Here is a 26,161-nt window from a genome sequence, read left to right as displayed (position 1 = left end):
TCGCCGAGCTCGCGCAGGTTGGTGACGTTGAGCTCGCCCGAGAGCCTGGTGTGCCGGTCGCGCGTGATCTCCTGCCAGGTGCCGGCGTCCTTGTTGATGGCCGCGAGCTGCTCTTGCGCCGCCCTTTGGTCGGCGGCCGTGCCCGGCGTGCCGTCGCGGTCTGCGTCGCGGATGGTGACGTCGAGTTCGCCCGCCGCGTCGAGTGTCGTGCGCGTTTCGCCCCGCTTGTCCTTCTCCTCGTAGGAGAAGCCCGCCGTGTCGAGGCCGCCGGCGTTGAAGCCGAGGGAGCCGCCGATGTTGCGGTACTGGTCGTGGTCGCGGTTGTCGGTGACGGTGAGCGTGCCGGTGTCGATCCTGATGTCGCCGTCGGTGGCGTGGAGCAGCGCGCCATTGAGCACCGTGTCCTCGCTGGCGGAGATGTCGATCAGCTCCTCGGCGACGATGGACGAGCCCGAGGACCAGGCCTTGGAGCCGTCCTCCTTGGAGCCGCGGATGCCGAAGGAGGCCGGGTTCCAGCCGATGGTGAGCCCGAAGGAATAGCCGTCGCGCCAGCCTTGAGCCTGCGGCGACAGCACGGCGAGATCGCGGCCGGCGTCGATGGCCACCCGCCGCCCCTCGATGTTGCCGCCGAGGAGCGCCGTGTCGCGGCCCGACTTCAGCGACACGTCGCCGCCGGCGACGATCATGGCGTTGGTCAGCGCCTCGTCGTAGCCCTGCGACCGCGATTAGACTACCGCATCACATTAATCTGATAATCTCATCGGTCGTGCGCTTGGGAACGCCGTCCGACAGGTGGGACCAAATCGACTGAAACATGGCCCCACGCGCATCAGACCTCTGCAAAAACCTTTGCACGCGCAAGACTGTCTCTCTATAGTCGTAATAGAAATTATCAAAAGTTATTAAATAATGGCTATTTCTATCAAAATTCTACGTTCTTTTGGATTTTTACTTTCATAAATTATTCCGTAATTCTCCAAAAATTGATGCATAAAGCCAAATCGAACTAATGATGGTGAGAAGAAGTTTGTCGTATCTTCACCATGTGTGCTGAACGTATGGCCAAACCTTGCCTTAGTAATCTGAATTGGTGCAGTATTTGGCGCCTTTTAATTTTTGTTCAGGCTCTGAGTGAAGGCAACCTTTATTCTTGGCCAGACAGAAAGTTCCAATCTTTGAGACCAACTGTCATCACCTAGGGTAACGACAATCATTTGCCGTCCCTCGTCCAATCGAATGCTGGAAAGACGCTCATCGTAGACCCGCACTATTTCGGCACCATCTCTTGCAATTGATAGGCTAAATGTCCGATCTGCGGTCCCAATCCACATCTTGGATATCTGCTTGAAACTATCAGTAAATGCATAGCACTCGGTGTGTGTCTGTTCGTCAAACTCGACATCACAACCAAATGCTGCAACAAAATCCTCGGATGCTGGGAGACTTAAATCGTCTCGCTGAATAGCTGCTCGCATCATCATCGCTCACTTCTATCTGTAGGGAATAGTGGTGATGAAACGGCTTGAGCCGTCAGCCATTGTTTCAAACGTAGTTTCTAGTCGAACAAAGCCCCCTGGACCTGGAAGCAGCGACTCCCTCACTATGAAGTTCTGTGTCACACCGTTTCGTGTTTCCGTAAAAGTTCGCACAACGCTCGACGGATCGGACGCCACATCACTGAAATGACTAGCCAGCGTCTGTCGTCCGCTCGGCGTGTCATAAATTCCTACACGAGACAGTTCGCTTTGCAATTGTTGTGAACGGGCCGTGTTATGTGGGTTAGATGTGACTCGACCGAAAAGGTAGTCAAATTTCCCGCTATCAATTTGCACCGTTCCCTTTGGTGCACCTCCCTTGGAAATGATTATCGCCCCTCCTCTGTCATCGACAAAGGCAAGGCCCTTGGCTTTCAGATAGTCGATAGTTTCTTTCGAGATGAGCGTCCCGGTGGCGGTCTGGAAATACTCCACGCCAGCCTTGACGACGAACTTGCCGGCGATTTTGGTTGCCACACCCGCGACGCCGACCACGTCGAAGATGCCATCGGCCGTTTCGATCCCACCATACTTGGTGTCGGTATGCGCCACACCTTCCTGTGCATTCGACACCAGCCAGTTCGTGCGCTGAAGATTGGCGCCCGGTACGGAAGAGACAATGTCAGAAAGCGGGTTCGCGCCCACATTGTCAGCACACAGGAGATAGGAATAGTAAGCCTGCTGCAGTTCTGCCTCGACGACATTGTAACGAAGGCGCTCCTCATCACTCATCCGCCCTACATCGCTAGGAATCAGGAGACGATGGCCCCGACGGCTCTGGCCAATCTTGGTCATCCATAAAAGTGTCATAAACCTCCTTTGTTCCGCTCAAATCTTTGCGGCGGAGATACATATGGAGATCCAAAAAGGTCGCGAACTCGATAGAATCCGCGCAGAACCACGTGGCCTCGCATTCATAGCACAGAAACACCGTCCGGTTCGTCGCCCCAATGTAGACCTTTCTTACCCAGTCTTGCTCACAACGAGGACATGCAATTTTCATCTCAACACCTAATACGGGTAAGCGGTAATGACTTCGGTCGTTCCGGGCTTCACGATGATCCGAATACTGGTCTCGCCCGATGTACCTATGGGCCGTCCCATATCTACGACGTACGCACCTGGGTCTTTCGGGTCTGGCGCTCCTCGCATTGCCCATGCCTCATCAACCAACGCCAGAGCATTATCATCCTGCGTGTTGAATACTGAATGCTTTGGTTTGGTGGCGGCGCCGGCGATGATGCCCTTGCCCTCTTGCGCCTCCGCCCAGCGGTGGAATTCCTCGTCCGCCACGCGTTGCGTGCGCGTGCGTTTTCAGGAATTTGGAAGCCATGTGAAACGGCTTCATCCGCTGCCCCTACTCCCTTTGGAGGCAGTAGATTATTGAATGTCGCTAGCCTCCACCGTCGCAAGTGCATACCTGTCACTGTCCTTCAAAAATGCCTCCACCTCATAGGCGACGGGTGCGCAAGGATCGCCAAGCACAAGTACAACTGAAACGACCTGTCCCGCAGGCAACAACACTACGTCGTGTTTGCCAATCACTGTGGCCTCGACAGGCTTCGACAACTAAAATACGTCATTCTCTCTCATTATTTTCATTTTTTTGAATCGTGAGACCCCGCAAGACTATTTCAGTAGACGACCTTGAAACGTTCCTGACTTGAATCGCCAAACAGTGCCAAAAAATCCTTCGACGCTGAGATCGATTTGGAAACCTGATGCAATGGTAATGATGAGAAGTCCGCAATCCCATCTAAATCAGGAATGTTCATACCATCCTTACAGAGAAATCTCTCTATCCCATATATAAACGTGCCGTTCTCCTCACATTCCTGCACAAACTGATGAGCTTGATCCAACGTCAGGTAGCCAGTTTCCATGGTCTTGCACCTCAATCGAAGGGTGATTTCCAACTTGGATCAGTACGATCTGAAACTTGAACAATATCACCGGTCCGGTCGTTCCTCACCACATAGCTACCGTCTGCATTGATATACGCGGTTGCCGGATCATCGTTGCGAGTGCCAGTTTCCGGATTGTGGCGAGTATCCTTGGTTGTGACGGTTCGCTGCGGTTTGGAAATCGTTTCATCGATAGAAACCCTATCCCAGCCTCGCTTGCCCATCTGCTTTTCAATTTTAGGGGCAATCTGGGTCCCTACAGTATTTGCGGCACCGCCTCGCTTAACAAAAAGGGCGCCACTGACATCGTCGACGAATGCCCTGCCTGTTGCAACCAACTCATCGACGGCCTCCTTTGAGATCAGCGTTCCAGCGGCGGTGCGGAAGGCTTTGACGCCGTTGACGACGACGAACTTGCCGGCAATCGCGGTGCCGCCCGAGACCACTCCGGCAAGGTCGAGCGCTTCCATGTCGGCGTTGTTGATGTGGTCGCTGTTCTCGTAGGAAGCCTTTGTCCGCGCGTCGGAGACCGCGCCTTCCACATAGACCGTCGTCAGATAGGCGGCATAGTGTTCGGGCGAGATGGGCCCCAGGCCGTCCGCGGGTGCCGCCTCCTGCACCCCCTTCACGACTGGTCCTAGGACATCGGCCAACGGACTGGCGCCCACCGTGTCGTAGCAGAGCTCATAGATAAAGGCGGCTTCCGTAAGCTTGGCCTTCAGCCGCTCAATCTCAAGCGACAGTCCGGCGCTGTTTCCCTCCAGCAGCCTGCGCTCGAGCAGCGCGTTGAGCTCGGGCACCAAGCTTTCGATCGTCTCTTCCGCATCGCTGACCGCGAGCGTCGCAAACTGCTGGTAATCCTGAATCCCACCGGGACCCCCAGCCTGTTTGTTGAATTCATAGAGGCAGCCTTGGCCAAAGGTCCCGCAACCTGAGCGCCGCACCATAGGGGCACCTTGCGAGAAGTCGAAATCGATGCCGCTGGCGATCGCCGCCCTGACCTCCGGCGGCACGCTGCCGGCCGATCCGTAGAACTTAACGGCCTCGTTCCAGTTCTGCTGGGTAGAAACCAGCGACTGGACCTCCGGCGTCTGCAGCGCGGCTTGCGCCTCCTGCCCTGTCAGCCCGTTGGCGCGCAGCCTGCGATAATAATCGACATTCTCCGGCCCATCGGCGGCCACAGTGTCGGGAACGGGCGCATTGACGGCGTTGAGATAATCGTTGATCGCCCTGACGTTCTCGCCGAGCTCGCGCAGGTTGGTGACGTTGAGCTCGCCCGAGAGCCTGGTGTGCCGGTCGCGCGTGATCTCCTGCCAGGTGCCGGCGTCCTTGTTGATGGCCGCGAGCTGCTCCTGCGCCGCCCTTTGGTCGGCGGCCGTGCCGGCGATGCCGTCGCGGTCGGCGTCGCGGATGGTGAGGTCGAGTTCGCCCGCCGCGTCCAGCGTCGTGCGCGTCTCGCCTCGCTTGTCCTTCTCCTCGTAGGAAAAGCCCGCCGTGTCGAGGCCGCCGGCGTTGAAGCCGAGGGAGCCGCCGATGTTGCGGTATTGATCATGGTCGCGGTTGTCGGTGACGGTGAGCGTGCCGGTATCGATCTTGATGTCGCCGTCGGTGGCGTGGAGCAGCGCGCCATTGAGCACCGTGTCTTCGCCGACGGAGATGTCGATCAGCTCCTCGGCGACGATGGACGAGCCCGACGACCAGGCCTTGGAGCCGTCCTCCTTGGAGCCGCGGATGCCGAAGGAGGCCGGGTCCCAGCCAATGGTGAGCCCGAAGGAATAGCCGTCGCGCCAGCCCTCGGCCTGCGGCGACAGGACCGCCAGATCGCGGCCGGCGTCGATGGCCACCCGCCGCCCCTCGATGTTGCCGCCGAGGAGCGCCGTGTCGCGGCCGGACTTCAGCGACACGTCGCCGCCGGCGACGATCATGGCGTTGGTGAGGGCCTCGTCGTAGCCCTTCGAGCTGGCGATGTCGAAGCCGATGGAGGAGAAGGAAAGCGACAGGCCGAAGGAGGAGGATTTGTCCTTGGCGTAGTCGGTGAGCGCGGCGAGCACGATGTCGCGCCCGGCGTCGATCGACACGTCCTCGCCGGCGATCAGCTTGGTGCCCTCATCGAGGATGACGTCGAGCCCCGCCTTCATCACCACGTCGCCGCCGGCCACCAGCTCCGAGACCTGGCTTTCCGACCAGCGCTGCTCGTTCTTCCACGAGGAGATCGTCAGGCCGAAGTTCTTGAAAGAGAAGTTGCCCTCGGCGTCGGTGAACTGCGACAGCGGGTTGAGGCGGTCGGTGAGCGCCTTGCCGACGCCCGCCGCGCCGCCGTCGATGCCCAGCTTGTTGAACTCGGGAACGGACTTGCCGAAGATGGACGCCCCGCCCGTGGCAAGATCAACCGCCGCCAGCCCCGCGGCCAGCCCGTTGTCGGCGTTGGCGAGGCGGGCGAGCGTGCGCGTCAGCGGGTTGAGGTCGGCAAGGCCCGTCAGCACATCGCCGCTAGAGCCGCCCTGCAGCGCCGCATCGATGCCGGCCGAGCCGGGGAAGGTCAGCCCGATATAGAAGCCCTTCTCGGTGAAGTAGCGGGCGTCCTGGGCGGCCTTGAAGCGGATGTCGCTGTCCGTCAGCATCAAGAGGTCGCCGGCGGCCTGGATCTTCGTTCCCGTGCCGGTGATCGGGCCTGTCGCATCCAGCGTGACGTTGTTGCCGGAGATACGGGTGACGGAGGTGGAGATGTCGTTCCACCGCTGCTTGACCTTGCCCCAGCCGAGCCCCTTGAAGCCCCACTCCTTGTAGGTGTTGTGCACCTCCTGCGACACCGCGCCCATCTCGATGCCGCCGGTGGCCTTGAGCGCCACGTCGCCATAGGCCGACACCAGGGCGCCGTTCAGCACCGCATCGGCTTGGCTGTCGCCCGCGCACAGCGTGCCGCCGTCGCACACGCCGTAGCCGGCGAGGATGGACACGTCCCCCACCAGGCTCTGCGCCTTGGCTTCCGCCGTGGTGATGGTGTGCTCGACGATATCCGTGCCGGAGAGGAAGCCGCGCTGATGGAAGTCCTTCGTGAGGTACGAATCTTTCAATGTCTCGAATTCGACATTGCCGCGGGCGGCCAGAAGCATGTCGGTGACGGAGCCGAGCTCGCCGCCCCGGTTGATCAGGTCCTCGCCGGCAATGACGGTGAGATCGCGGCCGGCGGTGATCTTGGCGATGTTCCAGTCCACCGCGTCGCCGCCGCAGGCATCGCCCAGGCACAGGTCGAAGCCGTCGACGGCGCGGCGGTAGCGCTGCGTCTCGTTCAAGAGGCTGCCGCCCACCCGCAGGTCGAGCGAACCGGCCGAGGCGATCGTGCCGCCGCGGTTGACGAGGTCGCCATCGGTCGTCATCAGCAGCGTGCCGGCGGTGATGAAGCCGGTGTCGCCGCGCCCGCCCGTATAGGCGCGCTCCCGCATGTCGAGGTCCGCCATGCGCTGGTTGATGATGGACGAGGCCGAGATCGAGGCGAGGCCTTCGGCCGCCAGCGTGCCGGTGTTGGCAAGCCGGCCGGAAAGATCGAGAAGGAGATCGTCGGCCGCGATCAGGCCGGGGCCGCGCGGCCCGCGCAGAAGCGCGTCGGAGGACGGCAGGTAGAGCCGCGGCACCAGCACCGGCTTGCCGTCGATAATCCGCGTCTCGTGCCAGACGACGGGCTCTGTGAGCGCGGCGCGCTGCGCCTCCGTCAGCGCCACGCCGTACCGGGCACCCGTGCGCTCGGCGAAGGCGGCGGCGTTGCGGTAGAGTTCGGTGCGCTGCTCCTCGGGCGAAAGCGACGGGTCGATCACCAGATGCGTGCCCGTGGCTCTCAGCGCCGCTTCGGCCAGCGCCCGGGCCTCGCGCACCGGATCGGAATAGTAGGAAAGCTCAGAGCCGGTGATGTTGCCGGCGCTGGCGAGCAGCCTTGCCGCCTCGAGCGAGCCGGTGAAGCGCTCCAGATTGCCGAACGCGTCCGGATCGAGGCCCACCAGATTGCGCTCGTTGAAGGCGCCGAGGTCGAGAGGCGGCACCGCCACATCGTCGAGCACGAAGTCGACGACGCCTGCCCGGCCGCCGACAAGGCCGAGGCCGGAGCCGCCGTGGGCCGCCACGCCCTTTCGGGTGGGATCGAGGCCGGCGAGGCCGGAACCCTCACCCGGCGCAACGCCGGCGCGGTCGAAACGGCCGAAGCCGGAGCCGTCGACACCGTCGATCGCGCCGATGCCGTTGTGGAGCGTGCCGCCCTCGATGGAACCGAGGGTGCCCTCCATGGTGCCGCGATTGGTGATCTCGTCGCCCGAAATCAGGAGCGCGCTGCCGGCCTTGATGAGGGAACCCTGCGCGACGGTCGCCTCGCCGACGTAGGTCTTGTCTTTGAAGCGGTAACGGCCCTCGCCGAGATCGTCTATGCGGCTGGAAAGCACGACCGTCTCGGACAGGCTTCCAGGCTCTATGCCGAGCGCCTCGAAATTCAGGAACTGCGCGACGTCGGCATTGTCGAAGATTTCCAGCTTGGCATGGCCTTCTGCGTCCGACTGGCTGATGTCGTCGGAGCGAATCGAGACGGGCGAATCGCCAGAGGCGATGAGGACGCTGCCGATGCTGTCGAACAAGAGCATCTGGCCTTCCGGCGTATGGAGCTCGTCGACAGGAACGGTATTGAAAAGCCCAAGAACGGCATGCTCGACCCCGTCGACGGTCGTCTTCGGCAGCCCGGCGATCAGAGCGTCCAGGGCCTCCTCTGTAAGCACACCGGGCTTCCACTCGAACACCGACCAACCGCCGCCATCCGGTGCGGTGAAGGGCAGGTAGTGGTCGTCGGTGTAATCGCCCCACTTCAGCTTGTAATGGTCGACGGCGTATTCCTGTGCGTCGTTGACCAGGATGCGGGTCTCGATGCTGAGGTCGCCCTCCGCCAGGATGCGGCCTTCCTCGTTGTGAAGGGTGTCCGTTTGAAGGATCAGGTCGCGGCCGGAGCGGATGACACCGGGCTTGTCGAGCTCGATGGTGCCGGAGAACTCGTCACGCTCGGCGGTGATGAAGGTCTCGTGGTCAGTGCTGAGGAAATGCCGATCCTTATCGTATAAATAATCGACCGTGAGTGCGCCGAGCGCGTAGTGGTCGACCGTCCCCCCGTCGGTGCCGGCGAGTGCGGTGTTGATCAGCGTCCGCGCGGCGATCTGCATGTCGCCGCCCGACTCGATGCGCGCCGAGGCGTTGGTGAGGGTGCCGCCTGCTTCGATGCCGAGCGAACCCTCGGCCAGGATGCGGCCGAGCAGATTGTCGAGCTTGCCGGCCACTTTGATCGACAGGTCGCCATCGGCGCCGATCAGCGCATCCTCGCCGCGGTTGGCAAGGCTGCCGGCCTCAAGAGCCATGCTGCTGCCGGAGCGGATGGTCCCCTCATTGGTCAAGAGCCCGGTGACAACGGCCTTCAACGCACCCTTGGAAATGATCGATCCGAGATTGGTGAGGTTTTCGGCGATCGCCATCTCGATCGCGCCAGCCTCGATGCGACCGGTTTTCGTGTTGGTGAGGCTGCCATCGATATCGAGGCCGAGGCGCCCGGCGACGGCGAGCTGCCCGTCATTGACGAGCGAGGAGCCGAGGATGAGGTCGAGGTTGTGGGCCGCCAGCCGTGCCGCTGGCGAGCCCGGCACGTAGGCATATGCTTTAAGCCGCAGATTGCCGCCGGCTTCGATGCTGCCGCCGTTGGCGACGTTTTGGCCGCTCTTGATATTCAGGGCGTTGGCCGAGACGATCTCGCCGAGATTGGCGAGCCCACCGGAAAGGCGCATGGTGAGCGTGCCCGCATGGACAATGCCCTCCGCCGTCGTCTGGATCGTCCCGACATGGATCCTGCCGCCGGCCCGATTGTCGAGCGTGCGGGCGGTGAGCGTTGCGCGGCTGCCGCTCTCCAGGAGCCCCGAATTGTCGAGCGCTCCGGCGACGGCGAGGTTGAGCGCGCCGCTGGTGCGGATGTCGCCGCGGTTGGAAAGGAGGCCGCCCACCGTGGCCTTCAGCGCCCCTTCGGAAAGGAGCGCACCGAGATTGACAAGGTCGCCGGCGACTTCGGCTTCCAGCGCCTGCGCCACGATCTCGCCTGCAGCCTCGTTGCGCAGGTTCTGCCCGACATCGAGGCCGAGAGCGCCGGCGGCCGCGATCAGCCCGGCGTTCCTGAGCGCGCCGCCGAGGATAAGGTCGGCCTTCGCCGCCACCAGCTCTGCTTCCGCCGCGCCGGCCGTATAGGAGCGCGCTTGCAGATGCAGCGTGCCGCCGGCCTGGACGATGCCGTCGTTCAGGACATCGCCGGCCTTGAGCACATCGAGCGTGCCGCCGCTGACGATCTGCCCGAGATTGGAGAGATCCCCGCCCTTGAGATCGATGCGCACGGTGCCCGCATGCAGCGCGCCGCCGGCAAGGTTGTCGAACCCGTTCGCCGCCAGCGATACGCCCTGTTCGCTGTAGAGCAGGCCGGAATTGGTGAGCCTCGCGGCGGCCGCCAGGTCAAGGTCGCCCGTGGCGAAGAGGCCGCCTGAAAGATTGTCGATCCTGCCCGCCGACTGCACCTTCAGGGCGGCCTTGCTGTCGATAACGGCTCCTGAACCGCTGTTCACCAGATCGGCGGCCGTAAGGTTGATATCGGCGCCGGCGCGGATGGTGCCGGAGTTGGAGAAGAGGCCTTGAACGGCCACTTCGAGGGTCTCTTCCGACAGAAGCGTACCGAGATTGGTGAGCTCCCCGGCGATGCTGGCTTCCAGCACATTGGCGGCGATCTCGCCGGCGGCCATGTTGCGCGCATCGCCCCCGACATCGAGGCTGAGCTTCTCCGCCGCCGCGATCAGACCTGCGTTCCTCAGCGCGCCGTCGAGGATGAGGTCGGCCCGCGCGGCGACCAGCTCTGCCTCGGGTGCGTCGGCCGCATAGGAAACCGCCTCAAGGCGCAGGGTCTTACCCGCCTGGACGATGCCACCGTTCAGGACGTCGCCGGCCTTGACCACGTCGAGCGTGCCGCCGCTGACGATCTGCCCGAGGTTGGAGAGGTCCTTGCCCTTAAGATCGATGTGCACCGTGCCGGCGTGCAACCGGCCGGCCGCTTTGTTGTCGAAGCCGCCGGCGACAACCGACACGCCTTCTTCGCTGTAGAGCAGGCCGGAATTGGCCAGAAGGGCGCCGGCCACGAGGTCGAGGCCATCGGTGGCAAGGATGCCGCCGCCCCGATTGTCGATGCCGCCGCTTGCGTGGACGGTCAGTGCCGTGTTGCTGTCGATGCGCGCATCCTCGCCCATGTTGAGGAGATCGGCGACCGTCAGGTTGAGCGCCCCGCCGGAGCGGATGTCGCCGGCATTGGAGAATTTGCCGCCGGCCTTAATGTCGAGCGTGCCGGTGCTGAGGATGGCACCGCTGTTGCTGACGTCCTTGCCGAGGACGAGATCGGCCTTCGCCGCAAGGAGCTGTGCCGCCCGCGCGTCGGCCGTGTAGGAAAGCGCCTCAAGGGTGAGCACGCCGTCGGTGCCGATGGTGCCGTCGTTGAAGACGTTGCCCTCGGCCAGGAGGGCGAGCGTCCTTTCAGACAGGATCTGGCCGAGATTGGTAAGGTCGCCGCTGGTGTGGATGTCGATGCCGACGGCTTCGATCACGCCGGTCTCGGCATTGGTGAGGGTTTCGGCATTCACGGCCGCATCGCCGCGCGCCAGAAGCACGCCGGCATTGTCGAGCGTGCCGGCCTCGATCGCGTGGCTGTCGCTGGCGAAGGCGCCACCCTCGGCGATGGCGAGGTCGCGGAAGGCCAGCGACAGGGCCGGATAGTCGGCCGTGTCGAGCAGCGTGCCGATGGTCAGCCGCCGCGTGGCCTCCACATCGATGCCGATGTCCGGATCGAACGCGGTGTCCTTGCCGAGCGTGACATCGACGCCGGCGACCCTCGCCCCCTCGCCTGGAATGATCCAGGTGCCGGTCACGTCGATCGTCTCCGCGCCGAGATCGATCGTCGGCGCGATCAGCGTCGCCTTGTCGGTCGTGAGGCTGTCGCCGGCCGAAAAATCGAGCCCGTCATGGGCGGCGATCAGACTGGAGAAGGAGGCGCTGCCGCCGGCCGCCGCGCGCAGCGTGCCGCCGGATTTGAGCGTCGCGCCGGAGACGATGTCCTCCTGCGCGACGATTTCCAGGCCTTGTCCGGCGTGAACGCCGGCGCTCTTGAGAAGCGTGACGTCCCCGGCGGTGATTGCGATCCTGCCGGTGGCCGACAGGTCGCGCGCCAATTCGAACGCGCGTGCCGCCTCGACATGGACAGCGCCCGAGGCCTCGCCCGAGACGAGGCTCTGGCTCCCGGCAGAGACGATCTTCAGGTCCCCGGGGACGAGCTTGCCGTCTTCGTCGTAGGACCCCAGCGCCTGCAGGTTGCCGGAAAGCACGATCCCGGTGTCGAGATCGGAAGAGAGCACATCGATCGATGCTGCGCGGATAACGCCGGCGGCGCTGGAGACGATCGCATCGCCGCCTTCGGGCGCGGCATCGGTAAGCCGGCTGGCGGTGCCCGTCGCCGGGTCGATGCGCGTTGCACCGGCGCTGATATCCACCTTCTCCTTCGCCTCGGCCAGGCCGTCGAGGTTGACCGTGCGGCCGATAAGGTTGAGGCGGTCGGCCATCTGGCCGCCCGGCGCTAAGACCCCCGCCCCGGAGATCGTGATGTCGCCCTTGCGGGTCTCGAAGCCCACCGTGCCGGCGTCATAGTCGACGATGGGGCGGCCGGTGGTGAGCGTGGCGGTGCCCGTGTTGATGAACCCGCAGCCCACGCAGCCGATCCCGTTCGGGTTGGCGACGATCACGTCCGCCTTCCGGCCGAACACCTCGGTCACGCCGTTGAGGCTGGAACGCTTGGTGCCGGTCACCTCGTTGACGATGATCCTCGCCTCGCCGCCCGGCTGAAGGTTCGGATTGGGCGCTACCTTGCCGCCGATCACCGAGGTGCCGCCGAGCCCGGAGTTGTTGAGGATCAGCCCGCGCGTGTCGATGTTGTATTCGCGGAACTTGTTGTGGCTGACACCGCCCTTGGACGGCGTGACGATATTGACCGTCGGCGTGCCGTTACCCGATGAGGCGATGCCGGGCCGGAACTGGATCGGCGCGGTGGGATCGGTGATCACCTGCGCATAGGCCGGCGCCAGCGGCCCGACGAGGGAGGACAACAGAAGGTTGAGCGCCGCGAGACAGGCGACCGGCCGCCGTAGAGCGGGGCCCTTGGGCCTGATCTTGCTTAGGAAATGGAAAATGCTGAGCGACCGCCGGGCTTCACCGGTCTCCGCAATCCGACGGTCCATATGACCCCCACAATAAAAATATAACAAACACTAATGCGCGCGCAGTATCGAAAAGAACCGGACTCTTCAACCTGGGGTATTGCGCCACAGCCCAACCACCCCATCATATTTTGCTACTCTCGGTTACAATCCCTCTAAAAAAGGGGGGACTGCCGCTCTTAAGGTCTCAGCGGCGAGGCGAGCCCGCCGGCGCTACCGGCACCCCTTGATGAAATACCTCCAGATCGTCTGCTCCATATAGCCTCGCGGCGTATAAGCGAGCCGCGAGGAGGTCTCGACGTTGAGGACGGAGGCACCCGGTTCGCACTTGGAAAGCACCTGCTTGCGGCACTCGCCCTCGGTGAGCGTGAAAAGCGTGCTCCGACAGGTGCTGGTCATGACATCCCCTCCCCCCGCCACGGGCACCGCACGCGGCTCCGTCGCGTAGCAGCCGGACAGCACGAGAAGCAGTGCCGCTGCCGGCAGGATCGGCCGGACTTCAAGGACGCGAGAAAGTGTCATCTCACCGGACCTCTCGATTTCATCCAGACAATGTTGCACTTGGTTACGCTAATTCCCCTCCGCGGCCCCGGCCGGCTTCCAGTTCCTCGCCCGCGCCTGCGCGTCCTCGATCTGTTCGGGCGTCATCGTCGCGGTGAGGCGGTCGAGGGCGGCCTTGGCGCCAGGGTGGCTGCGCTCGTTGGCCAGGTTGTAGTAGAGGTGCGCGCGCACGGGGTCGGCCGCCGTGCCCTCTCCGTTTTCCAGCATCTCGGCCAAGCTGAACAGCGCCACGGGATTACCGAGAGAAGCCCCCTTCTCGAAATATCCGAGCGCTTTCTCGGGGTCCTGCTCGGTTCCCGTGCCGGTCCGCAGAAGGACGGCCACCATGTTGCGGGCGCCCGTATGGCCGTTTTCGGTCGCTTTCTCGTAGTAGGCGAAAGCGGCGGCGGGATCCTTCTGGCGGCCCGTGCCTTCGAGGGTGAGGCCCGCGCAGTTGAACTGGCCCTCGGGGTTGCCGAGGTCGGCGGCCTTGCAGATGAGCTCGGCAGCGGCGGCGAAATCCTGGCGCACGCCCTCGCCGCGCAGATGCATGAGGCCGAGCCGGTTCATGGCCGCGGCCGAGCCCTTCTCGGCGGCGGCGATATAAAGCGCCCGCGCCTTGGTGAGGTCCGGCGCAAAGCCGACGCCAAGCTCCACCATGCGGGCGAGGTGGAAGCCGGCCTCGGCATCGCCCGCGTCGAACCCTTCGGCGAATTTTTCCGCCGCTGCCGCGAAGTCCTTCTTCTCCAGAAGGACCTTGCCTTCCTCCAGTGCGTCGGCATGGGCAAGGCCAGGCCCAGTGGTGGCGAGGGCTGCCGCGATTGCCAGCCCCCGCAGGAGCCCGGTCATCTTATTCTTTCCTGGAATATGAAAATGCATGAGCCAAATCCTTTTCAGTCAGAAAACCTTCAGGCGCAGGTTGAAGAACAGCTCGCCGGTGGCGTCGCCGTCGGTCGTCTTGTCGTCGTGGGCGAGGCGGAATGCGTAGCCGACGTCGTAGCTGAACGTGCGGCCGCCATAGCGCACGCCGAGGCCGGCGGAGACGCGGTAGCCGGTGATGTCGTTGGCGTTGTCGTGGCCGAGGCCGCCGTCCAGGAAGACATAAGGATTGACGCGGGAAAGCACCGCGCGGGCCCATTCGGCGGACGCCGTCTCTCCCTTGACGAGGCGCTGCGCAGGAACGGCGAAGAAAGCCTCGTTGCGCCAGATGAAGCCGCTGTCGGCTTTCATGAAATCCTTGGAGAAGCCGCGCACGGTCTCCACCGAGCCGATCGTCATCTGATCATTCGATAGGAGCGGGCGCTCCGTCCACTGCCCCTTGACCGTGGATGACAGCGAGGCCGTCTGCGGAATGGTGTAGGTCGCGGAGAGTTCGCCGTCGAGCTTGGCGAACTGATAGCGCGCCGTGTCGGGAGCGGCGTCGCTTGGATCCCGGTTGGCATTCAGGATCGGCAGGCCGACCGTCACGCCGAGACGGCCCGACACCGAGCCCCGCTCGAAAAGACGCGTGTAGGTGACGCCGGTGGCGAGGGTAGTGACGCGCTGCTCGTCCAGTCTGAGGCCGCCGATGTAGCGGTTCTCCTCACGGTGATCGAGGGTCAGGTCGAGCGTCGTGCGCGCCGTCTTGGTGTTTTGCACCGTCCAGTAGACGCCGGCCGAAGCGCTCCACATCGTGTAGTAAAACTCCGTCAGGCCATCGAGCTCCGTCGTGTTCTCCGACCAGGTGCCGCCGCCCGTGAACGTCAGGCTGCCCACCGGAACGGAAACGCTGCCCGACAGCTCGTTGCTGTCGACGTCGCTGCGCAGGGTCGCCGACCAGCTGTCGTTGATGCCGATCAGATTGTCCTTTTCGGCCGTGATGCCGAAGCGCCGGCGGTCGATGCCGGAGGCCGACTTGTTGTCGTAGCCGGCGTAAAGACGGAACGTATCGTCGACGCGGTTCTCGATGGTGACCTTCGAGGTGGCGGACACGCGCCCCGGCGCCAGATCGGCCTTTGCGTCGTGGGAGGAAACGCTGTTGAGCGCGTCGAGCGTGCCCTGAAGCGCGTCAAGCTGCAGGACATCGCCGTCCTCGACAGTCCTTGTCATGGCGATGCGCGCCGACGGCGGCAAAAGACTGAAACGGTCGAGATCGTCGTCGACGGCATCCCACCAGTCCCCCGCCCGCCCGACGAGATCGCCGGGGCCTTCCGCCTTGAAGAGGCGCGAGGTCCGGTCTGCCATCCGCGGCAGGAACCAGCGCCAGGGCTTGTGCTTCTCCACATAGACGATCTCGTCGATCCGCCCCGGCACGACGCGCAGGGTCAGGGTTCTCGTGGCGGCGATGTCCTGCTCGGGCAGCCAGGGCTGGGTGGTGACGAAGCCGTTCTCCGCGTACAGCCCGCTGACGGCTTCCAGAAGGCCGCCGACGCTGGTGTTGCCCTGGCAGGAAACGGCGTGCGGCCTGACCGCCTCGACGATTTTTTCACGCGGCAACAGCGTGTGGTCGCCGGCGATCTCGATCGTATCGACCGGAAAGCATGGCTCGGCCGCCCCTTCCCCACCATCGGCAGCCGCCCCGCCGGTGGGGATGCGGATCGGCTCCGGCTCGCCCTCCGTCGCAAGCAGCCCGGAGGCGCCCGGCGCCTGCTGCCCCTCGGGGGCGACGGCCTGCGCCAGCGCGCCGTCCCAGGCAAGCGATGCCAGAACGGCGGCGAGGCCCACCGGCCAGTGCCGGCGAGGCTCCCACGCCTTCGCCAATGTCCCCCTGCGTTCGCCAGCCTCCATCTAGTTTCCGCTCAACTTGCGGAAGAGGCCGATCGGGTCCTTGCCGAACGGCAGGTCCCTGGACGGCGGGGCGACGATCTCGACGCCGCTCGGGATGATGATGTCTTCCTGCGCGTCGAGGATGCCGGCGTCGACCTTGACGGGCTCGACGGCATTGATGACGAGGGTTCCCTCCGGCACGGTGAAGACACCGCCCAGGTCCTCCGTGCCGACCCAGGCCGAGGATCCCGACCAGAAATTGTAGAGGCCGGGCGGGCGGGTATGGATGCTCGGCACCCGCAGGCCCGTAACCGTCACCTCCGGCGCCGACAGAACGGAATTGTCGAGCCCGGTGAGTTGCCCGCCCTTGTTGTCGATGCGCTCCCCGGCGCTGAGGAGGATGTCGCCGTCCGCGTTGAGGCGCCCGCCCACGAGGCTCACATCGGACGAGCCGTAGCCGACGCAGGTCAGGCGGCAGGTCTTGGTGAAGCGCAGGGACCCGCTGGCGGTAGCCTCGTTCAGGATCGAGGATCCCGCCGCGACGGTGAGAGACCCGCCCGCCGCGCCTTTGGGAGCGCCCTCATCGGGGATGTCGGCGTTGATCGAGCTGCCGCGGTTGATGACGTCGCCGCCGGCCTGCAAATCGACATCCAGCCCGACGATATAGGCTTGCTGGTCCTGAACCCGCGGTGCGCCGTAGGTTACGCTGATCGTCTCGGTGCGCTCGCGCTCCAGCCACAGCGTGTACCACAGGCGCTTGCCGCGCTTCGTCTCGCGCTTCCATTCGCCGATGGTCTCGCCCGGCGCCACCATGTCGGTCACGTTGGCGATGTCGCCGCCGGCCGACACATGGGCCGTGGCGTTGGACAGAAGCCGCCCCGTGTCGTTCGTCACGTTTCCGTTTGCGCGGACCACGAGGTCGTCCGCGGAGGAAAAGACGATTGCCAGTTGCTCGGCATTCTCCGTCAGGAGATCGATGTCGCCCGCGGCCCGCAGCGTGGCGCCGCCGAGCGAGTTCGCGTCGGCGGCATTGCGGCTCCTGCCCTGCATCAGGACGCCCGTGTTGGAAATGCCGCCCGAGGTTGCCAGCAGCGTCAGCGCGCCGTTGACGGCCTCGATCGTCGCCTGCTCTTTGCCGGGCACGGAGGAGGAGGCGATGGATCCCGCCGAGATGCGCACATCCCTCGCCGCCTTGATCGAACCTTTCGTCGTCACCTTGCCGCTGGCGTCGATGATGAAGTCGCCGCGCGAGGCGAGCCCGCTTCCGGCATGGCTGACGCCGGCGCCCCGGCCGGTCGCCCGGATGCGGACGCTGTTCGCCTTCAGCGAGCCGCGCGAGGTGATCTCGACCGCCACGCCATCGTCCGCCGTGCCTTCCTCGGTCACCTCGCCCCAGTCCTCCAGATCGGAGATCGGCAGGATGGCAGAATCGTATTCCACGCGGCTGCCGCCGCCCAGAAGCCGCACATCCGCCCGCTCGTTCTCCGACGTGTTCTCGACCGGCCCGTCGACGCGGATGCGCCCGGCGATCAGCTGCAGGCTGGTCATGGCGCCGGCAAGCCCGCCCTCTCCGACGTCGATCCGGCCGCCACCGGTGTCGAGAACCACATTGTCCTGGGTGAAGCCAGGTGCGGTCGGCCGGGTGACGATGGAAGGGCGCCCTGTCGAAAGCACCACGCCGCCCGTGTTCTTGAAGCTCGCGCCGTCGACCGAGATGCCGTTGGGATTGGCGAGGATCACATGCGCCCGTGCGCCCAGAACCTCCAGGGGGCCGTTGAGGTTGGAGATGCGCGAGGAGGTGACCTCGTTGAGGATGGTGCGTGCGTTGACGCTCCTGTTGTCGAGGTTTACCCCCGCCGGCGCGACGGAGAAGCGCGAATAGGTGTTGTGGCTGATCCCCGCCGTGTTCGGCGGCGGGGCAATCGACACGTTGGCGGCGCCGGAGACCGGATCTTTCGTCACGCTCGTCGCGGTGCCGCCGTCGGGCTCCACCTGCGCCCGCGCCATGCCCGCCAGGAAAAGGCCGCAGCACAGGGCCGCGCAACGGAAGCCGGGTCTGAAAGTCACGGTTTTTGCTCCTTGGCCGGTGTGTCCCCGAGCAAGCAGGGCTCCACCGCCGCCTTGTCCTCGCCGACGACCCAAAGGAAATCGTGGGCCGCACGGTCGGCGGACGTTATCTCCTCGTTCGTCGTGAAGGCGCCGATGCTGAGCGTGGTGCTTTCCGACCCGCCGGCCGACCCGCCGAAAAGAACGGCATGAAGCGAGCGGTCCTTGCGGCTGTGCCCGCGCCCCACCTCAAGCAGCACCGCGCCGCCCCCCGCAGCGGCGACAAGCGCCGCATCGGCAATGGAAAGGTCGCGGCGCACCTGGTGCAGCCCGAGGCGCTCGTCCTCCTGCGGCGAAAGCAGCCCGCAGTGGGCCGCGTGCATGGCCGCCTGCCAGTTCTCGAGGATCGCCTCACCGCCCTCGCCGAGGCGCTGCAGCAGGGCTGTCCGTTCCTCGCGCGTCAGCTCGCGCGGCTGGCTTTCGCGCGCCGGCAGGTCGCCGCCGTAGAGCGGTACGCGCAGGCCGAAGGCCCGGCCGATCAGCGGCAGCCAACTGTCGAAGGCCGGCCAGCCGCGCTCCCACCATTTGAGTTCCTTGCCGAGGCCGGCCGCGTTCTCCGGATGCGTCCGGCGCCAGCCGTCGATGGCTTCCTGGTCGTCGCGCGACAGCATCTCCATCACCAGCGCCACCGGGCGTCTGTCCGCCGCCATGGCGCTGAGGACGCAGGCCGAAGCCTCGGCGTGCGCACGCACCCCATGGCGCTCGCCGAACAGCACGAAGCCCGCCTCGGCAAGCTCCGGCGCAAGCGATGCGAAGTCCATTTCGACGCCGGTCGCCGCGCGTACGATCCGCCCTTCCTCGCACCGGGCGTATAGGCCGGGCTCGGCCAATGCCGGGCCGACCGCGCTCCCCACCATAAGAAGGAAGAGGACCGCCGGCGCCGCCTGCAACCATGCGCATGTGTTGGGGGATATCTTTCGCTGCACTACCGTTCCGACCTTAAAAATCAACGCGTTCAAAATTCACGGGCAAAATTTACAGACAGAATTCACAGGTGATTCAATTTTGCTCCGCGAGTGCCTCCAGACCGGCTGTAATCCCCTTCAGCGATACCTCGACGGGGACCTGGCTCGCCTTGGAATCCTTCATTGTCACGGACAACACATTGCCACGGCGCAACCCCGCCAGGAGTGGCCCTTCCAGCGCAAATCCGGCGTGGCATCCCGAGATGTTGCACGTCTCGAAGGCGGCCCGCCTGGCACCGCCACCATCGATCCGCAGTTCCAGGCCGGCCGGCAGATAGACGTTCAGCGGCGTCGAGATGATGGCGATCGGCTTGTTCTCCTGCATCACCACGTTGAACAGGAACACCACGTCCTTGCCCCCGTTAACCGCCTGCGCCTGCTGCAGCCGGCATGCCCCTTCCGCCTCGGTGGCTGCCGGCGCCGTGGCTTCCCCCTCTGCCGGGCAGACCAGTTCCCAGTCGTCGAACCGCGTCGAAGCAACAGCGGCGGGAGCGAAAATCGCGGACCCGGACGCGGCGGCCGATGCAACGAGAATGAATGTCGATAGATATGCGCGGAGCCGAAGATACGGCGGGAGACAGTCTTTCATCTCAACAGCTCGAGTGCCATTGGCCGCGCCATGCACGTCCATTCGCCCAGCCCCGCGGGCCGCTCATTGCCAGACTCGCGTCGCATAAGCAAGTGTTTATGCGAGCAAAATTCAATTTATGCGAGTATTTTGAAAAAACCCCGTCACACGATCCCCCACGCCCGATAGCGTCCGCGACCGGTCAGTTCACGCACGCCGAGCTCGTCGATCAGGTTCAGCGCCGCCCGTTGGGTGACCTTCAACTCGGCGGCGACGAGGCCGGCCGAGACCATCGGGCGTGACAGGATCAGCTCTGCGAGCCTCGGCAGGCTGGAATTGCGGCGCTTGCCTTTCAGCCGCCGCTCCATCTGGGCGGCCGCCAGCTCCAGCCGGTCGATCTCCCTGGCGCCGGCGAGGGCAGCCGCGCTCAACGCTTCGAGGAAGGCCAGGCAGCGTGTCGCCCGGTCACGGCTCTGCCGGCGTTCGCGCGAAATGTCGCGCAGGCCCGCCGAAAGCCCCGCCAGGTGGGCGCCGGTCTTGCCGCTCTTGCGCAACAGCGCAGCCACCAGGAGGTTGCCCAGCCAGCGCTGGCGTTCCAGCGGCTCGATCCGCTCCCATGCCTCCCAGGCGAGGAAGGCGGCCATGACGGGGGGCAGCGCCTCAGCCTCGGCCCGGCGCACCACGGCGAGCCATTCACCCAGAAGGGCGGTCTCGTCCCGGTCGGGGTCGCGCATCAGGGCGCCGAGCACGGCTTCGCCGGCCTCCGCGAAGCCTGCCGGTGCGGCGGGCGCCGGCAGCGGCCACGGGGCTGCGAACGTGTCGGCACCTTGAACCGCGCCCTTCTCGGCAAGCGTCCGGCCCGCGCGCGCCAGCACGGCGTCGATCTCCGCGAATTCCTCGGCCAGCGGCTCCGGCTCCTCGTCCTCCTCCCGCGCACGCTCGGCGTGCCCCGGCGCCTCGGCCGGCATCACCGGCGGGGGAGCCCCCTCCCCTTCCCGCGCGACGAGCACCCCCAGCCCGGCCGGCGAAAGCGCCCAGTCCGGACGGTTGCCGGCAATGCGCCGGCGGGCACGCAGGACGCCATGGGCGCGGGTGATCTCGTGCGTCGGCGCGCGTACGTCCATGCGCCCGTCATGCAGAACCAGATCCTCCACATGGACCAGTTCGCCCGCCAGCCACAGGGCGGCGGCGGCATCGGTGAAGTGCTGCCTCTCGAGGAAGCCGGGCCCCTGGTTGCTGCGCGCCACCCGCTCGTCCAGCCGCGCCAGCAGATCCTCGGCGCGGACCAGCGGCTTAAGCAACCCATGGCTCGAAAGATCAAGCGAATCATGCCCCATAGAGGGACACTTAGCATATTATCATACGGAAGTTATCTCGGCCTTTTCTTCCGCTCGTCGGGATTTGCGTTTTTGGCCTTTGGGGCGGTATGCGCGCCTCACCGCCACGAAAGCTGGTTGTGTGGTAGGCGGCCTTCGGGATCGATGACGCGTACTTGATGCGGCGGTCTTTCACTCCAATGCCAGAGAACGAAGTTGTGCTCCGCCGCATCGGCGCCTGGTGCAAAACTCGGTACGAGTATTCCAGCAGTCCCTTTCTTGGCGAGCTTATCGTAGATCCCCCACGAAGGTGGCCGCTTCCTTTCCGCCAGGAACTGCATCCACGCGCAGTTCATATCGTCGAGCCGTATTCCCCTCTCTGCCCGGTCTTCCGGGCTTGTGAGGTCGACGATGTCCTCGCAGTCCACCTCGTAGGCGCACAAGACGCAAGGGTCGATGCGGCGGGCGAGGCCGTGGTTCACCTCCTTGATCGCCGTGACAATGCCGAGCGCCAAGTAAAGGGCCGGCACGCCTTTCGGGTTGAAGCGGGCGCCCCGGACAGCAGCCCCCTCGCCCGAGGTCGGCTTGAACGACCAGCGAGGGTCATGGGCACGATAGCATGTGCCGGAAAACCTCACGCAAAGCCGCCGAGTGCAATATGGTCCAGATAGTCGCGGACGGCGCCTGCCTTACCTTCCTTCACCAGCGCTTCGGCTGTCCTGCCGCCGAAAGCGGGAATCGGCTGGGCACGGTACCAGGCCATCGCCTGCTCCTTGCTGCCGGCCCACTCCGTAATTCGGCTGATGATCTCCAGCATCTCGCGCATGCGCGCCTGGGTTCTGGGTGCGCGGTTGCGCGCCGCCTTGTAGAGCGACTCGCGCGCAAGCCCGACGGTCTCGGCGAGCTGTGTCTTGGACATGCCGAACCCTGCAGCCAAGCGATCAATGGCGATGGCGCCGGACTTGTCCATATATCTCAGCACCAACGCATCTTCGCCCGGTAGCCCGGCGCCATCCTTACTTGCCAGTGCACCCATTGTCCTATTCCTTGTCCTATTTTTATCTATAAATATAGGCCTGGGGATACTTCTTGGCAACCTGTACGGTGGCCGTGCATCAGGCAGGGACATGACACTGCCGCCCCTTGCGCAGCCGCGCCGAGACCAGCGCGCTCAGCATCGGCTTTGGCGAGAAGCCGCCTTCCTTGGCGCGCTTTGCCAGGTCGCGCAGATAGGCGCCGGGAGACTTGAGCTCGTCCGCCCGCTCCAGCATCGCCGCCGCGACGATGGCTGCGTTGACGTCTCCCATGGTCCGCCGCGCCTGCAGCCATGTCTCGCCGGAGATGCCCAGCATGGTGCGCACGAGATCGGCTGCCTTGGCAAGATCGTGCCAGCCACGAATGCCGCCGGGAACGTAATCGCCGATCTGCGGACAGGCCGAGAGGACCGATGTGAGGGCGATGTCCGGCGCGGCGGGCCGTGAGAGTTGACAGCTGTCAACTTTTTGAGGCGAAGTGCGGCGCGGGCGGTCGGCGAATTCAGGAAAATCCCTTTTATTGTTTGAAGAGTCTTCGGATTCTGAACTCTCTATATGGCGCTCATTTTGCGCGTCATTGGCGCTCATTTTTCTGTTTCCCGGCAGCGTTTCCCTGGGCTGGGCCGCAGAGTTGACAGCTGTCAACTCCGATGCCTTCTCGGGCTCCGGCGTTTCCGAAAGCCACGCGGTTTCCACCCGCGCGCGCAGCGCCACCAGAAGGTCGCAACGCGCCTGAAGCGTCTCCATATCCGTGTTGCGGCCGAGCCGGCCGGAAAGCGCTTCCAGCTCCTGCCGGAGAGCGGGGAAGGCATCTCCCCTGCCCTCCTCTTCCGCGGCCCGCAGGATGGACGCCACGTCGCGAAGGTGGATGGTGATCTCGCTCCTGAGCGTGCGGACGGCGGCTGCCTGGCGACGGGCCTCCGCGGCCAGCCGCTCGATCTCGGGCGCGCGCACGGCAAGCGCCGACAGGTCGAAACCGAAGGCGGTCTTGATGCGCCCTTCCTCGTCGCGGCAGGCGTAGCGCTTGCCGTTGGCGCTATCGCGCCGCAGGACGAGGCCCTCCTCCACCAGGGTGGCCAGATGGCGGCGCAGGGTAGCCGGCGCCATGCCGCGCGTGCGCAGCGACAATTCGGCATTGGACGGAAAGACGACCAGCGGCCGCCCGACGGCAAGCGTGCGCTCCGGGCAGAAGCTCACCAGCGCCTCCAAAACGATGATGGTGCGGTTGGAAAGCTTCAGCGCCGCGCGGGCCTCGGTGACAGCGCGCAGGAGCTTCCACTTGTCGGGGCCGCTCCCTTCTACGCGCTCACCGCTGGCAACTGCCGACGTGTGGCTGGCCTCACTCTTCCGGCGTGCGTGCAAAACCTGCTCGTTGACGGCAAATTGCGCGCGCACCAACCCCTTCCCGCCGAATGGCGAGACGGCAAATCTCTCCGACATGGCTCCTGCCTCTCAAAAGGCAAGAAAAAGGCGTCACCGGAGCGCGCCGATGCTTGACATTACCGATCGGAAGTGATTCTTTCAGATTGCTACATCGAAAGGGGCTTCCGGAATGGCGACGTTCTGGGGGCCTTTTTCTTGCGCGGTTTTCCTCTTTTCGTTGGTCCTCGTTTCACTCCATACGCGCCGGGGCCAGAGCCCAGGCGATCCTCAATCTGTCTTGTCGGCCTTCTCCTCGGCAAAGCGGGCGGCAAGCTCAGGCAGGCGCTCGGCTATGTAGCGGGCAAGGCCGGGCTCGACCGTCTCGTCGAACTCGAGCTTGGGCTTCTTCCCCTCGCTGAGGCGGGCGAGCACCCTGCCCTTTCCATCGGCGATCTGCCGTGGCGCCGGCTTGCCGGGCCGCTGCGATCTCGAAAGCCGCGCAACGCGCTCGAAGAGCGAGCGGAAGCGCTCGTCGGTCGGCAGCTTCAAGAAGCTCTCGGAGGTGACCAGATCGTCGGCGATGACGGCGGCCGATTCCCGCTGCAGGTACTCGGCCAGCGCCATCCAGCGCTCGCGGCCGGCCTTGGGCGCCGGGCCGATGCCGCGCGCCACCCGCTCCGGCACGGCATCGGCCACAGCCAAGAGCCGCGTGATGTCGGCCTTATGGACGGAGAGCGCGCGCTGGGCGATGGCGCGGTCGAAACCATGGCGTATGAGCGACTTGGCGAAGAAGGCGCGCTCGATGAAGGAGAGGTTGCGCCGCTCGCTGTTCTCCTTGCCCTGGGCGAGCACCAGCTCCTCGTCGGCGAGCTGGCGCACGACGGCCTGCACCGGGATTGCCAGCCGGGCGGCGGCGCGCACGCGGCGATGACCGTAGGCCACCTGATAGCGGCCGGCCTTCTCGGGGTGCGGGCGCAGGAGCACCGGCACCTGCTGGCCGCTCTCGCGCATGCTTTCCACCAGCACCTCGAAATCCTCTTCGCCCGTCTCTTCGCCGGAGAGCCGGTCCCGCACGGGCGAGGGGTCGACAAGCGCGGTGTCGACCGCCACCACATGCTCGCCCTTGGCGAGGGTTTCGCGGATCGCGCGGGCCTCGTCGATCTCGCGCGTCACGCCGTCGAGCGTCAGCCCCATCGCCTTGACCGCGCCCGAGGCACTGCGGGGCGGGCCGGCCTTGGTCGGCGAGGGAAAGGATTTCGTCTCCGGCGCGCGGCTTGTCTGCGGGGCCGGGGAGGGCGCTTCCTCTCCGGGCAGCGGGGCACCGCCGAACAGCGCCTTCAGATGGTCCTTGCGCTTGCTCATACGCCGCCTCCCTCGCCCCGGCCCCAGGCTTCGATGATGAGGCCCTCGATCTCGGAGTTGACAGCTGTCAACGCTTCCATCGCCCGGTCGTAGGTGGAGCGGGTGAAGCTGTCGCGGCCAACCTCGTAGAGCGTCTGCTTGGTCAGACCGGCGTCGGAAATCGCCGTCGATTTCACCATTGGCGCCGTCAGCACCCGTTCGCCGAACTGCGAGCGCAGGAAGCCGACGATCTGCGTCTGCGGCCCGTCATTGGGCTCGTAGCGGGTCACCAGATAGCGCAGGAAATCGAAATTGAGCGTGCCGCCGGCAGACCGCACAACCGACAGAAGGTCGGCGGTCATGAAGAGGAACTGGCTCATGGAGGCCACGTCCAGCATCTGCGGGTGCACGGTGACGATGACCGAAGTGGCCGCACAGAGCGCCGACAGCGTCAGGAAGCCGAGCTGCGGCGGACAGTCGATGACGACCACGTCGTAATCGTCGGCCACGGTGGCAAGGGCTGCCTGGATGCGGGCGAAGAAGAACTCGTCGGCGCCGCCGCCCACCTGCCGGTCGGCCAGCATGCGCGGCGTGGTGTGCTCGAACTCGTGCAGCTCCAGATTGCCCGGCACGATGTCGAGGCCGTCGAAATAGGTCTTGCGGATGATCTGCGAAAGCGGCCGCCGCTCCTCGTCATAGCGGATGGCGCCGTAGAGCGTGTCGTTGCCGGAAAGGTCGAGCTCCGGCTGATAGCCGAAGAGGGCTGAAAGGGAGGCCTGCGGGTCGAGGTCGACGGCCAGCACCCGATAGCCGGCGAGCGCCAGGTGCTGGGCCAGGTGGGCGCTGGTGGTGGTCTTGCCTGAGCCGCCCTTGAAGTTGGTGACGGCGATCACCTGCAGGTGCTCTGTCTCGGGATCCCGCCATTTCACGTAGGAGCGCGCCTTGGCGAGGTTGCCCTTGGCGCGGGCCTGCTCGGCCAGATAGCGGCGCAGCGCGTTGATGTCGGCCAGCGAATAAAACCGCCTGCCGCCGACGCCCGTATCCGGCTGCGGCCCATCGCCGGCAATGGAAAGCTGGCGCAGATAGCCGTCGGAGACGCCCACGAGCTTCGCCGCCTCGCCGCTCGAAAAGGTGCGCAGCGATTTTTGCGAGGAGGGCGGGAAAACCCGGTCGCGCAGGACGCGAAGCTGCTCGGAAAGCAGCGCTGCATCGGCGGCGATCCGCTCGTCGGCCGCCACGCTAACGCTTATCGTCCGGTCCACCGCGTTGTCCAACATCGAACTCCCTTCGGGCGCACGGCCCATCCCTGGCTCATCGGCGGCACCATGCCCACCGAGCTCCACATTCTACGCGCACACGAAAGGGCGGGGATAAAGGTCCCTCCATGCCGCCCAGCGGACGGCAACCCCTCTACAACTGCGGCACCTTACCGCGATTCGCCCC

General features: G+C 65.0%; 18 protein-coding genes. All 18 read right to left on the bottom strand.

The window, feature by feature from the left end:
* A partial coding sequence (locus GPJ75_RS02755) for a hemagglutinin repeat-containing protein (RefSeq protein ID WP_163264831.1) occupies positions 1-686 on the bottom strand: 686 nt, incomplete at its 3' end.
* Between the two features lie 423 nt (positions 687-1,109).
* Positions 1,110-1,481: a hypothetical protein gene (locus GPJ75_RS02750; protein WP_163264829.1), complete on the bottom strand. Its 372-nt coding sequence runs from the start codon at positions 1,479-1,481 to the stop codon at positions 1,110-1,112.
* A 9-nt stretch (positions 1,482-1,490) separates the two neighbouring features.
* Positions 1,491-2,345, bottom strand: a complete 855-nt coding sequence (locus GPJ75_RS02745) for a hypothetical protein (RefSeq protein ID WP_163264827.1) — start codon at positions 2,343-2,345, stop codon at positions 1,491-1,493.
* A gap of 201 nt (positions 2,346-2,546) precedes the next feature.
* A complete protein-coding gene (locus tag GPJ75_RS02740) occupies positions 2,547-2,828 on the bottom strand; it encodes a hypothetical protein (RefSeq protein ID WP_163264825.1) in 282 nt (93 codons plus the stop codon).
* A gap of 341 nt (positions 2,829-3,169) precedes the next feature.
* A complete protein-coding gene (locus GPJ75_RS02735; RefSeq protein ID WP_163264823.1) occupies positions 3,170-3,418 on the bottom strand; it encodes a hypothetical protein in 249 nt (82 codons plus the stop codon).
* Positions 3,419-3,429: 11 nt separating this feature from the next.
* Positions 3,430-12,762, bottom strand: coding sequence for a two-partner secretion domain-containing protein (locus tag GPJ75_RS02730; RefSeq protein WP_163264821.1), 9,333 nt, complete (start codon positions 12,760-12,762; stop codon positions 3,430-3,432).
* A gap of 192 nt (positions 12,763-12,954) precedes the next feature.
* Positions 12,955-13,263 (bottom strand): hypothetical protein, encoded by a 309-nt coding sequence (locus tag GPJ75_RS02725; RefSeq protein ID WP_163264819.1) that lies wholly within the window; start codon positions 13,261-13,263, stop codon positions 12,955-12,957.
* Between the two features lie 48 nt (positions 13,264-13,311).
* Entirely contained in the window at positions 13,312-14,130 is an 819-nt protein-coding gene (locus GPJ75_RS02720; protein ID WP_163264817.1) for a tetratricopeptide repeat protein, read from the bottom strand.
* 48 nt (positions 14,131-14,178) lie between these two features.
* Entirely contained in the window at positions 14,179-16,047 is a 1,869-nt protein-coding gene (locus GPJ75_RS02715; RefSeq protein WP_205602448.1) for a ShlB/FhaC/HecB family hemolysin secretion/activation protein, read from the bottom strand.
* Positions 16,048-18,093, bottom strand: coding sequence for a filamentous hemagglutinin N-terminal domain-containing protein (locus tag GPJ75_RS02710; RefSeq protein ID WP_246248880.1), 2,046 nt, complete (start codon positions 18,091-18,093; stop codon positions 16,048-16,050).
* Entirely contained in the window at positions 18,090-19,058 is a 969-nt protein-coding gene (locus GPJ75_RS02705; RefSeq protein ID WP_246248879.1) for a ChaN family lipoprotein, read from the bottom strand. Before GPJ75_RS02705 ends, GPJ75_RS02710 begins: the two co-directional genes overlap by 4 nt.
* 73 nt (positions 19,059-19,131) lie before the next feature.
* Positions 19,132-19,728 carry an invasion associated locus B family protein gene (locus GPJ75_RS02700; protein WP_246248878.1) on the bottom strand — a complete coding sequence of 199 codons (597 nt, stop codon included), beginning with the start codon at positions 19,726-19,728 and terminating at the stop codon, positions 19,132-19,134.
* Between the two features lie 101 nt (positions 19,729-19,829).
* A complete protein-coding gene (locus tag GPJ75_RS02695) occupies positions 19,830-21,002 on the bottom strand; it encodes an RHE_PE00001 family protein (RefSeq protein ID WP_163264815.1) in 1,173 nt (390 codons plus the stop codon).
* Between the two features lie 98 nt (positions 21,003-21,100).
* Complete coding sequence (locus GPJ75_RS02690; protein ID WP_163264813.1) at positions 21,101-21,619, bottom strand: RES family NAD+ phosphorylase; 519 nt, start codon at positions 21,617-21,619, stop codon at positions 21,101-21,103.
* Positions 21,616-22,017 (bottom strand): MbcA/ParS/Xre antitoxin family protein, encoded by a 402-nt coding sequence (locus GPJ75_RS02685; protein WP_246248877.1) that lies wholly within the window; start codon positions 22,015-22,017, stop codon positions 21,616-21,618. The genes GPJ75_RS02690 and GPJ75_RS02685 overlap by 4 nt, the downstream gene beginning before the upstream one ends.
* 79 nt (positions 22,018-22,096) lie before the next feature.
* Positions 22,097-23,455, bottom strand: coding sequence for a plasmid replication protein RepC (gene repC, locus GPJ75_RS02680; protein WP_163264810.1), 1,359 nt, complete (start codon positions 23,453-23,455; stop codon positions 22,097-22,099).
* A 210-nt stretch (positions 23,456-23,665) separates the two neighbouring features.
* Positions 23,666-24,739, bottom strand: a complete 1,074-nt coding sequence (repB, locus tag GPJ75_RS02675) for a plasmid partitioning protein RepB (RefSeq protein WP_163264808.1) — start codon at positions 24,737-24,739, stop codon at positions 23,666-23,668.
* Positions 24,736-25,995, bottom strand: a complete 1,260-nt coding sequence (gene repA / locus GPJ75_RS02670) for a plasmid partitioning protein RepA (protein ID WP_163264806.1) — start codon at positions 25,993-25,995, stop codon at positions 24,736-24,738. Before repA ends, repB begins: the two co-directional genes overlap by 4 nt.
* Positions 25,996-26,161 lie beyond the last annotated feature (166 nt).

The organism is Chelativorans alearensis (assembly GCF_010993735.1).
GTDB classification, from domain to species: domain Bacteria; phylum Pseudomonadota; class Alphaproteobacteria; order Rhizobiales; family Rhizobiaceae; genus Chelativorans; species Chelativorans alearense.
The sequence above is the reverse complement of the archived record's forward strand: the minus strand, read 5'-3'. Positions and strand labels throughout refer to the sequence as shown.

Bases quoted from the DNA above. Each gene is read 5' to 3' on its own strand.
- GPJ75_RS02750 (WP_163264829.1), bottom strand. From the start codon at position 1,481: ATGATGATGCGAGCAGCTATTCAGCGAGACGATTTAAGTCTCCCAGCA.
- GPJ75_RS02745 (WP_163264827.1), bottom strand. From the start codon at position 2,345: ATGACACTTTTATGGATGACCAAGATTGGCCAGAGCCGTCGGGGCCAT.
- GPJ75_RS02735 (WP_163264823.1), bottom strand. From the start codon at position 3,418: ATGGAAACTGGCTACCTGACGTTGGATCAAGCTCATCAGTTTGTGCAG.
- GPJ75_RS02730 (WP_163264821.1), bottom strand. From the start codon at position 12,762: ATGGACCGTCGGATTGCGGAGACCGGTGAAGCCCGGCGGTCGCTCAGC.
- GPJ75_RS02725 (WP_163264819.1), bottom strand. From the start codon at position 13,263: ATGACACTTTCTCGCGTCCTTGAAGTCCGGCCGATCCTGCCGGCAGCG.
- GPJ75_RS02720 (WP_163264817.1), bottom strand. From the start codon at position 14,130: ATGACCGGGCTCCTGCGGGGGCTGGCAATCGCGGCAGCCCTCGCCACC.
- GPJ75_RS02715 (WP_205602448.1), bottom strand. From the start codon at position 16,047: ATGGAGGCTGGCGAACGCAGGGGGACATTGGCGAAGGCGTGGGAGCCT.
- GPJ75_RS02700 (WP_246248878.1), bottom strand. From the start codon at position 19,728: ATGGACGTGCATGGCGCGGCCAATGGCACTCGAGCTGTTGAGATGAAA.
- GPJ75_RS02695 (WP_163264815.1), bottom strand. From the start codon at position 21,002: ATGGGGCATGATTCGCTTGATCTTTCGAGCCATGGGTTGCTTAAGCCG.
- GPJ75_RS02685 (WP_246248877.1), bottom strand. From the start codon at position 22,017: ATGGGTGCACTGGCAAGTAAGGATGGCGCCGGGCTACCGGGCGAAGAT.
- repC (WP_163264810.1), bottom strand. From the start codon at position 23,455: ATGTCGGAGAGATTTGCCGTCTCGCCATTCGGCGGGAAGGGGTTGGTG.
- repB (WP_163264808.1), bottom strand. From the start codon at position 24,739: ATGAGCAAGCGCAAGGACCATCTGAAGGCGCTGTTCGGCGGTGCCCCG.
- repA (WP_163264806.1), bottom strand. From the start codon at position 25,995: ATGTTGGACAACGCGGTGGACCGGACGATAAGCGTTAGCGTGGCGGCC.